The sequence below is a fragment of the Streptomyces phytophilus genome (assembly GCF_013870535.1).
GTDB lineage: Bacteria > Actinomycetota > Actinomycetes > Streptomycetales > Streptomycetaceae > Streptomyces > Streptomyces phytophilus.
The window spans coordinates 1-4,015 of the sequence record NZ_JACBXC010000532.1 but is presented as its reverse complement, the minus strand read 5'-3'; the positions used below and the strand labels follow the sequence as shown (position 1 = coordinate 4,015).

Below are 4,015 nucleotides of genomic sequence, written 5' to 3'. Positions count from 1 at the left end.
GTCGTCCAGGTCGATGTGCCTGCCCGTGGCCTGTGCGCGCCACCAGCCGTCCGGCACCGAGCCGACGACGTTGGCGGCGTCCACGACGAGCAGGGGGAGCGAGGCGTCCATGCCGCCCAGCCTCCCACGCCCGTACGACACACCCGTGCCCCGGCGGCCGGAACGCGGACCGGCGGCCGGGGCACGGGCGGCGCGGCGCTACTCCGGGACGCTCGCCACGCCCGGCGCCAGGAACCGGCGGCCCGTGACGCGCTCGCTGACGCCCGCCCGGTCCAGGTACGGCGTGATGCCGCCCAGGTGGAACGGCCAGCCCGCGCCGGTGATCAGGCACAGGTCGATGTCCTGCGCCTCGGCCACGACGCCCTCGTCCAGCATCAGCCGGATCTCCTGCGCGATGGCGTCCAGCGCCCGGTCGCGTACCTGCTCCTCCGTCAGCACCGTGTCGCCGGTCCGGAAGAGCGCCGCCACCTCGGGGTCCAGCTCCGGCTTGCCGGAGTCATGGACGTACAGCGTCCGCTTGCCCGCCTCCACGACCCGGCCCAGGTTCTCCGACTGCGCGAAGCGGTCCGGGAAGGCCGCCGCGAGGGTGCCCGCGACGTGGTGGGCGACCGCGGGGCCGACCAGGTCGAGCAGCACGATCGGCGACATCGGCAGCCCGAGCGGCGCCAGCGCCCCGTCCGCGGCCTCCACCGGCGTGCCCTCGTCCACGGCGCCCAGCACCTCGCCCATGAAGCGGGTCAGGATGCGGTTGACGACGAACGCCGGGGCGTCCTTGACCAGCACGGCCGACTTCTTCAGCTTCTTGGCGACGGCGAACGCGGTGGCCAGCGAGGCGTCGTCGGTGCCGCCGGCCCGGACGATCTCCAGCAGCGGCAGGATCGCCACCGGGTTGAAGAAGTGGAAGCCGACGACCCGCTCCGGATGCTTGAGCCCGGCCGCCATCTCCGTCACCGACAGGGACGAGGTGTTCGTCGCCAGGATCGCCGTCGGCGGGACGACCTCCTCCAGCTCGGCGAAGATCCGCTGCTTGAGGGAGAGTTCCTCGAAGACCGCCTCGATGACGAAGTCGGCGTCCGCGAACGCCGCGGCCTTGTCCAGCGACCCGGTGACCAGCGCCTTGAGCCGGTTGGCCGCGTCCTGGTTCACCCGGCCCTTCAGCAGCAGCATGTCGACCTGCTCGTGGACCCACGCCACGCCCTTGTCGATGCGCTCCTGGTCGATGTCCGTGAGCACGACGGGGACTTCGAGCCGGCGGACGAAGAGCAGCGCCAGCTGCGAGGCCATCAGCCCGGCCCCGACCACGCCGACCTTCGTGACCGGACGGGCGAGGCTCTTGTCCGGCGCCCCGGCGGGCCGCTTGGCGCGCCGCTGCACGAGGTCGAAGGCGTAGATCCCGGCCCGCAGCTCGCCGCCCATGATCAGGTCGGCCAGTGCCTCGTCCTCGGCCGCGAAGCCCTGCCGCAGGTCGCCGTTCTTCGCCGCGGCCATGATGTCCAGCGCGCGGTACGCCGCGGGGGCGGCGCCGTGCACCTTGTCGTCGGCGACGGCCCGGCCGCGCTCGATCGCCGCGTCCCACTCCTCGCCGCGGTCGATGTCCGGGCGTACGACCTCCAGTTCGCCGCCGAGGACGGCGGCGGTCCACGCGAGGGACTGCTCCAGGAAGTCGGCGCCCTCGAAGACCGCGTCCGCGATGCCCAGGTCGTAGACCTGCTTGCCCTTGAGCTGCCGGTTCTGGTTGAGGCTGTTCTCGATCACGACGGTGACCGCGCGGTCCGCGCCGATCAGGTTCGGCAGCAGCGTGCAGCCGCCCCAGCCCGGCACGAGGCCGAGGAAGACCTCCGGCAGCGAGAACGCGGGCACGGTGGACGACACCGTGCGGTACGTGCAGTGCAGGCCGATCTCGACGCCGCCGCCCATCGCGGCGCCGTTGTAGTACGCGAACGTCGGCACGGCGAGGTCCGCCAGCCGCTTGAACACCTCGTGCCCGCCGCGCCCGATGGCCAGGGCCTCGTCGCGGTGCCCGAGTACCTCGACGCCCTTGAGGTCGGCGCCGACGGCGAAAATGAACGGCTTGCCGGTCACGCCGACGCCGATGATGTCGCCGTCCGCGGCCTCCTTCTCGACCTGGTCGAGCGCGGCGTCGAGGTGCGCGAGCGACTGCGGGCCGAAGGTCGTCGGCTTGGTGTGGTCGAAGCCGTTGTCCAGGGTGATCAGCGCGAATCGGCCGGCGCCGCCGGGCAGGTCGAGGTGGCGTACGTGCGCCTGCGTGACGACCTCGTCGGGGAAGCGCTCGGCCGCGCCCTTGAGAAGTTCCACGGTGCTGCTGCTCACTTGCCTGCCCCCTCGAAGTGCGGGTTCTCCCAGATGACCGTGCCGCCCATGCCGAAGCCGACGCACATGGTGGTGATGCCGTAGCGCACCTGCGGCTGCTCCTCGAACTGCCGCGCCAGCTGCGTCATCAGCCGCACGCCGGAGGAGGCGAGCGGGTGGCCGAAGGCGATGGCGCCGCCGTACTGGTTGACGCGGGGGTCGTCGTCGGGGAGGCCGAAGTGGTCGAGGAACGCCAGCACCTGCACGGCGAACGCCTCGTTGATCTCGAACAGGCCGATGTCGCCGATGCCCAGGCCCGCCTTGGCGAGCGCCTTCTCGGTGGACGGGATGGGACCGACGCCCATCACCTCGGGCTCCACACCCGCGAAGGCGAACGACACGAGCCGCATCTTCACCGGCAGCCCGGCCGCGCGCGCCACGTCCTCGGCGGCGACGAGGGAGGCGGTGGCGCCGTCGTTGAGCCCGGCGGCGTTGCCCGCGGTGACCCGGCCGTGGGCGCGGAACGGGGTCTTGAGCGACGCGAGGTTCGCCAGGGTGGTGCCGGGGCGCATCGGCTCGTCCCGGGTGGCCAGGCCCCAGCCGGTCTCCCCGGCCTCTTCGTTCGTACGGCGGACGGAGATGGGCACGAGGTCGGCCTGGATCCGGCCGTTCGCGTACGCCTTGGCGGCCTTCTCCTGCGAGTGCACTGCGTACTCGTCGGCGCGGGCCTTGGTCAGGTGCGGGAAGCGGTCGTGCAGGTTCTCCGCGGTCATGCCCATGAACAGCGCGGACTCGTCGACGAGCTTCTCCGAGACGAACCGCGGGTTGGGGTCGACGGCCTCGCCCATCGGGTGCCGGCCCATGTGCTCGACGCCGCCGGCGAGGGCGATGTCGTACGCGCCGAAGGCGGTGGAGGCGGCGGTCGTCGTCACGGCGGTCATGGCGCCGGCGCACATCCGGTCGATGGAGTACCCGGGCACGGTGGGCGGCAGGCCGGCGAGGATGCCGGCGGTGCGGCCGATGGTCAGGCCCTGGTCGCCGATCTGGGTGGTGGCGGCGACGGCGACGTCGTCGACGGCGGCGGGGTCGAGGGCGGGGTTGCGGCGCAGCAGCTCGCGGATGCACTTGACCACGAGGTCGTCGGCGCGGGTCTCGTGGTAGATGCCCTTCGGGCCCGCCTTGCCGAACGGGGTGCGGACGCCGTCGACGAAGACGACGTCCCTTGCGGTACGAGGCACGGGCTCTCCTCCGGAGGGGGTGCGGGTTCTCGTGGCGCCGGCCCGCCGGGGGGGCGGCGCGGCTCCGGGCCCATGCTACTCGCCGGTAACGAGAGGTGCCCAGGGGCCTGCCGGAAGGTGTGCCCCACACCACGCCCGGCGGCGGCCGGTCCGCGGTCCGTACGTGCGGCTGCCGCGCCGCGGCAGCTGCGGAACCGCGGGTGTCCGTACCCGCGGCCCGCGTGTGCCGCATCCCCGGCTGGGGGCCCTGCCCCGGCCGGGTCGGTCAGTCCGTGACCGCTGCCGTCAGGAGGGGGGTGACCTGTTCGATCTGCCACGGGCGGGCGCCCAGCTGGGTCAGGGCCGCCGCCACCGACTCCTCGGTGGGGTCCTTCGGCGGCTCCCAGCAGATGCGCCGCACCGTGTCCGGCGCGATCAGGTTCTCCTGCGGCAGGCCCAGCTCCTCCGCCCGCGCCGTCACCGACGCG

2 protein-coding genes and 1 pseudogene are annotated in these 4,015 nt (G+C 73.2%); all 3 read right to left on the bottom strand.

Going from position 1 to position 4,015, the window contains the following annotated elements:
• Window positions 1-198: 198 nt before the first annotated feature.
• Window positions 199-2,331, bottom strand: a complete 2,133-nt coding sequence (locus H5J30_RS20720) for a 3-hydroxyacyl-CoA dehydrogenase NAD-binding domain-containing protein (RefSeq protein ID WP_181788898.1) — start codon at window positions 2,329-2,331, stop codon at window positions 199-201.
• Complete coding sequence (locus H5J30_RS20715; protein ID WP_181788897.1) at window positions 2,328-3,548, bottom strand: thiolase family protein; 1,221 nt, start codon at window positions 3,546-3,548, stop codon at window positions 2,328-2,330. Before H5J30_RS20715 ends, H5J30_RS20720 begins: the two co-directional genes overlap by 4 nt.
• A gap of 265 nt (window positions 3,549-3,813) precedes the next feature.
• A pseudogene (locus tag H5J30_RS20710) lies at window positions 3,814-4,015 on the bottom strand (ribonuclease D); the annotation flags it as partial.